4 protein-coding genes are annotated in these 5,384 nt (G+C 71.4%); 1 reads left to right on the forward strand and 3 read right to left on the reverse strand.

All coding sequences use genetic code 11. From position 1 onward, the window contains the following. The 3 genes from nrfD to fdh form a co-directional block, all read right to left on the reverse strand. On the reverse strand, window positions 1-389 hold a 389-nt coding region (gene nrfD, locus IH13_RS0122485; protein WP_031087188.1), incomplete at its 3' end, for an NrfD/PsrC family molybdoenzyme membrane anchor subunit. Further along, complete coding sequence (locus IH13_RS0122490) at window positions 386-1,294, reverse strand: 4Fe-4S dicluster domain-containing protein (protein ID WP_031087190.1); 909 nt, start codon at window positions 1,292-1,294, stop codon at window positions 386-388. The genes IH13_RS0122490 and nrfD, both read right to left, overlap by 4 nt. Beyond that, window positions 1,291-4,572, reverse strand: a complete 3,282-nt coding sequence (gene fdh, locus IH13_RS0122495; protein WP_031087191.1) for a formate dehydrogenase — start codon at window positions 4,570-4,572, stop codon at window positions 1,291-1,293. Before fdh ends, IH13_RS0122490 begins: the two co-directional genes overlap by 4 nt. A gap of 428 nt (window positions 4,573-5,000) precedes the next feature. Between fdh and IH13_RS0122500 the strand changes: the two genes are divergently transcribed. After that, the gene (locus IH13_RS0122500) at window positions 5,001-5,348 is read left to right on the forward strand and encodes a DUF6479 family protein (protein WP_031087193.1); all 348 of its coding nucleotides are present in this window, start codon (window positions 5,001-5,003) and stop codon (window positions 5,346-5,348) included. The last annotated feature ends 36 nt before the right edge of the window (window positions 5,349-5,384 follow it).

Below are 5,384 nucleotides of genomic sequence, written 5' to 3' on the forward strand. Positions count from 1 at the left end.
GCCTTCGGCAGCCGCCCGGTGACGGCGCAGAGGGCGGCTGCCCCGGCGGCGGGTCCGTAGGAGGCCAGCAGCCAGGACCCCATGCTCATCGGGGAGGTGGGCTTGAAGACCCGGAGCATGTTGGGGAAGCGCGAGGGCCTGCCGAGGTCGTGGACGAGGGCGGCCGTCGAGAGGCCGACCGCGGTCAGCGAGGAGACCTTCAGCGCCTTGGCGGTCGTGGCGCGTCCGGTCAGCTGAGCGCCTGCGGCGAGCACGGATCCGGCTCCCGCCAGCCCGCCGAGGAAGAAGTATCCGGCGATGTCCTGAGGGGCCCAGGACGGCGCCTTGACGATCGGGCGGCCGTAGTAGGAGTCGTCGGTACGGGTGGTGCCGGGCGGGCCGGGGTTCATCGGTGCCCCTTCGGGTCGGTGCATGCGGACAGCGCGAAGGACAGTGCGGCCGCCCCGGCCAGCGACAGCGCGGCCACCCCCGCGTGACGCCACATGGCGCCCAGGTCGCGGGTGGTGACGACGGGGTCCGGGGGCAGCCCGTACACCTCGGGTTCGTCCAGGAGCAGGAAGAACGCCCCGTCCCCGCCCACGCCGTTGTCCGGTTCGTGGCCGTAGAGCCTGGCCTCGGTGACCCCTGCCTCGTGGAGCTGGTCCACCCTCAGCGCGGCGCGCTCGCGCAGTTCGTCCAGCGGTCCGAACTGGATGGACTCGGTGGGGCAGGCCTTGGCGCAGGCGGGTTCCTGCCCCGCGCCCAGCCGGTCGTAGCAGAGGGTGCACTTGAAGGCCCGTCCGTCCGTGGGCCGTTGCTCGATCACCCCGTACGGGCAGGCGGGCACGCAGACACCGCAGCCGTTGCAGATGTCCTCCTGCACGACGACGGTGCCGAACTCGGTGCGGAAGAGCGAACCGGTCGGGCAGACGTCCAGGCAGGCGGCGTGTGTGCAGTGCTTGCAGACGTCGGAGGACATCAGCCACCGCGTGCCGGATTCCTCCGCCGTCGCTTCCTTCCGGGTGTCCGGCTCGACGAGCGGCAACCGGGTGCGGCCGGCGGGCACCGGCTGCTCGACGAAGGCGACGTGCCGCCAGGTGGAGGCACCGAGCCCGCCGGTGTTGTCGTACGACATCCCGGTCAGCGACATCCCGTCCTCGGGGATCGCGTTCCACTCCTTGCAGGCGACCTCGCACGCCTTGCAGCCGATGCAGACGGATGTGTCGGTGAAGAAGCCGACGCGTGGCGGGGCGTCCTCGTGTCCGGCGTCCCGTGCCGGGTCGGGCTCGGGCCCGCTGAACAGGTTCTCCCTCACGTCGCCTCCTGCGTTCCGGTCGTCTCCGTGATGCCCGCCCGCCTGCGGTACTCCGCGACGAGTTCGGGGAGCGCGGGCCCCCGGGGCCTGCGGCCGGGGCGGATGTCGGCGGTGAGCGCCTTGTCCTCCTGGATCAGGCCGTTGGGGTCGAGCGCGATGGCCACCAGTTCGTTCGCGGCGTCTCCGGTGGAGATGCCGTTCGGCCCCCAGTGGAAGGGCAGTCCGATCTGGTGGACGGTGCGGCCGTGGACGGTGAGCGGGACGATCCGGCCGGTCACCATCACCCGGGCCTCGACGGCGTTGCGCGCCGTGACGATCGTGGCCCAGCCGCCGTGTTCGAGGCCGCGTTCGTCGGCGAGCTGCGGTGACACCTCGCAGAAGAACTCCGGCTGCAGCTCGGACAGGTAGGGCGACCAGCGGCTCATCCCGCCCGCGGTGAAGTGCTCGGTGAGCCGGTGGGTGGTGACGACGTACGGGTAGACGTCGGCCCCCGGCTCGTCACCGCTCGGGTGGTAGCGGTTGCCCTCGCGCGGATGCAGTTTGCGCACCGGCGAACGGGAGCGCGAGGGGTACAGGGCGTTGCCGAACGGCGAGTCCTGCGGCTCGTAGTGGGTGGGCAGCGGCCCGTCCTCCAGGCCCGCGGGGGCGTACAGCCAGCCCTTGCCGTCGGCCTGCATGATGAACGGGTCGTCCCCGCGCAGCGCGTCCGGCCCGGTGGCGCCGGGCTCCGGGACGTGTCCGGGTTCCCGGTCGGGGATGAAGTCGGGGACGTCGTGGCCGGTCCAGCGTTTCTCGGTCCCGTCCCACCAGACGTACGCCTTGCGGTCGCTCCACGGTGTCCCGTCCGGGCGGGCGGAGGCCCGGTTGTAGAGGATGCGGCGGTTGGCGGGCCAGGCCCACGCCCACTCGGAGGCGACCCAGTCCTGCTCGGTGTGGGGCTTGCGGCGGGCGGCCTGGTTGACGCCGTCCGCGTACACCCCGCAGTAGATCCAGCACCCGCACCTGGTGGAGCCGTCGTCCTTGAGCTGGGTGTACGCCGACAGCGGCGCGCCGTCCGGGCCGTGGCCGTTGATCTCCGCCAGGACGGACGCGGCGACGGGTTCCCGCAACGGGCCGTCGACGGGGTAGTCCCAGGTGAGGTCCTGTACGGGGCGGTCCACCGGGTCGGTGGACGCCGCGAGCCGTTCCTTGACGCGGCGGCCCAGGTGGTACATGAACCAGAGGTCGCTGCGCGCGTCGCCCTCGGGCTCGACGGCCGCGTGGTGCCACTGGAGCCAGCGGTTGGTGTTGGTGAAGGAGCCGGACTTCTCGGTGTGCGAGGCCGCCGGGAAGAAGAAGACCTCGGTGCCGATGTCCTCGGTGCGCATCTCACCGGTCTCGGTCTCCGGGCCGTCCTGCCACCAGGTCGCGGACTCGATGAGGGAGAAGTCGCGGACCACCAGCCATTCGAGGTTGGCCATGCCGAGCCGTTGCAGCCGCGCGTTGGCGGAACCGACGGCCGGGTTCTCCCCCATCAGGAAGTAGCCCTTGCAGTCCCCGGCCAGCTGGGCCATGACCGTCTCGTAGGTCCCGTGGGAGCCGGTGAGGCGGGGCAGGTGGTCGAAGCAGAAGTCGTTCTCGGCCGTCGCGGCGTCCCCGTAGTACGACTTGAGCAGGCTGACGAAGTACGCCCGCATGTTGCCCCAGAAGCCCTTGTCCGTGCGGCTCGCCCGGATGAAGTCGTCCAGGGTCTCCCGGGTGTGGGCGTGCGGCATCGGGAGGTAGCCGGGCAGCAGGTTGAACAGGGTCGGGATGTCGCTGGAGCCCTGGATGGAGGCGTGCCCGCGCAGGGCCTGGATGCCGCCGCCGGGCCGGCCGATGTTGCCGAGCAGGAGCTGCAGGACGCTCGCGGCGCGGATGCACTGGGAACCGGTGGAGTGCTGGGTCCAGCCCACCGCGTAGGCGAAGGCGCTGGTGCGGTCGGGGCCGGAGTTCGACGTCAGCGCGTCGCAGACCTCCAGGAACGCCTCGCGTCCGATGCCGCAGATCTTCTCGACCATCTCGGGGGTGTAGCGGGCGTAGTGGCGCTTGAGGATCTGGTAGACGCACCGGGGGTCGCTCAGCGTCTCGTCACGCGGGGGGCGGGCGCCCGCCTGCGCTCCCCCGGATCCGTGGGCCTCGGGGCCGGCTGTCTCGTGGAGCCGTTCGTGGCCCTCGCCGCCCCCGGAGTCCCCGCTGCGGCTCCGGTACAGCTTGTCGACGTCGCCGGAGGGCGCCTGGACCTCGGTGCCGCGGTACTGCCAGGTCTCGGTGTCGTAGTGATAGCTCTCCTCGTCCAGGCCGGAGAAGATCCCGTCGAGGTCCTCGGTGTCCTGGAACGCGTCGCCGACCAGGGTGGCGGCGTTGGTGTAGTTGAGGACGTACTCGCGGAAGTCCTTCTCCTCGGTGAGGACGTGGTTGATGATGCCGCCGAGGAAGGCGATGTCACTGCCGGCCCGGATCGGGACGAAGAGGTCGGCCACTGCACTCGTACGGGTGAAGCGGGGGTCCACATGGATGATGCGGGCGCCACGGGCCTTGGCCTCCATCACCCACTGGAAGCCGACGGGGTGGGCCTCGGCGAAGTTCGAGCCCTGGATGACGATGCAGTCCGCGTGCTGGAGGTCCTGCATGAAGGTGGTCGCGCCGCCCCGGCCGAACGAGGTACCCAGGCCCGCGACGGTGGAGCTGTGGCAGACCCGCGCCTGGTTCTCCACCTGGACGATGCCCAGTCCGGTGAAGAGCTTCTTGATGAGGTAGTTCTCCTCGTTGTCGAGGGTGGCACCACCGAGGCTGGCGATGCCCATGGTGCGGGCCGTCCGCGCTCCGTCGTGCTCCCATTCCCAGGTCCGGCGCCGTGTCTCCACGACCCGGTCGGCGACCATGTCCATGGCCGTCTCCAGGTCGAGCGGCTCCCAGTCCGTGGCGTGCGGGCGGCGGTAGAGGACCTGGTGGCGCCGGGCGGAGCCGGTGGTCAGTTGCAGGGTCGCCGAACCCTTCGGGCAGAGCCGGCCACGGCTGATGGGCGAATCGGGGTCGCCCTCGATCTGGACGACCCGGTCGTCCTTGACGTACACCTGCTGGCCGCAGCCGACCGCGCAGTACGGGCAGACCGACTTGACGACGCGGTCCGCGGTGGCGGTGCGCGGGCGCAGCTCCTCGGTGGTGGACGACATGGCGGCCCGGCCTCTGCCCAGAGGGTCGGCGCCGGTCAGCTGACGGTAGGCGGGCCAGCGGCCGAGCAGGTTGTGCACTCCCATCGCGTTCCTCCAGCGATCCGGGGGATTCACTCAAGGCTCACCCCGCGGCCTCCGGTCGGCGACACGAGTGCGGCGTCCGGCCCGCGAGGGGCTCCGGCGAGCCGCCTACCCCGTGGGCCCGGGCGAAACATGGGGCGGGCGGCGCCCGGAAGGCGGTCGGCACGGCGGCCCGGGACACGGCCAGGCGTACGACGCGTGTCCGCGGGAAACCGTCCGGGAAGACGGCGGCCGAGGGGTGGCGGCGAGCTCGGGCCCGGCTCTCGCGAACGCGGCCACCGCGGCACGGGTGCGCGGGGAATCCGGTCCGCCCAGTCATCATCGTGTAGCCGATTTGAACCATATGAAACGCTTTTACTCTGACATCGCCATAAAACATGAATTCATGTCAATGGCTGTCTGTGAGCGGGTCCCCGGGGTATGCGCCATGCATGGACGTAACGAACGGAGCAACAGATTCGCTCGCCGTGACTCTCGCCGACGGGCGGGGGGCGGTGGGTGTGGTCGTCGGCATCGTCGGGATCGCCGTGGTGCTCGTACTGATCGGTGCCTTCTGGTGGGGCATGCGGCGCCGCGACAAGGAGTCCCGGCCGCCGCGCCCGGACGAGCAGCCGCCGCGCCCGGCCCACCGGACCGAGATCCAGGAGAACGACGTGCACGGGTCGGACAGCTTCCCCGAGAACGGCCGGGCCCTCACGCCGTACGAGCTCAGCGACCACGGCAACGAGGCGATCCCGCCGGAGGAGGAGCCCGGGCGCGACGAGCCGCGGCGCGACTGATCCGCCGGCGCTCCCGCGTGCGGGCCGGCCGCCCGC

The organism is Streptomyces sp. NRRL WC-3549 (assembly GCF_000721935.1).
Classification (GTDB): domain Bacteria; phylum Actinomycetota; class Actinomycetes; order Streptomycetales; family Streptomycetaceae; genus Streptomyces.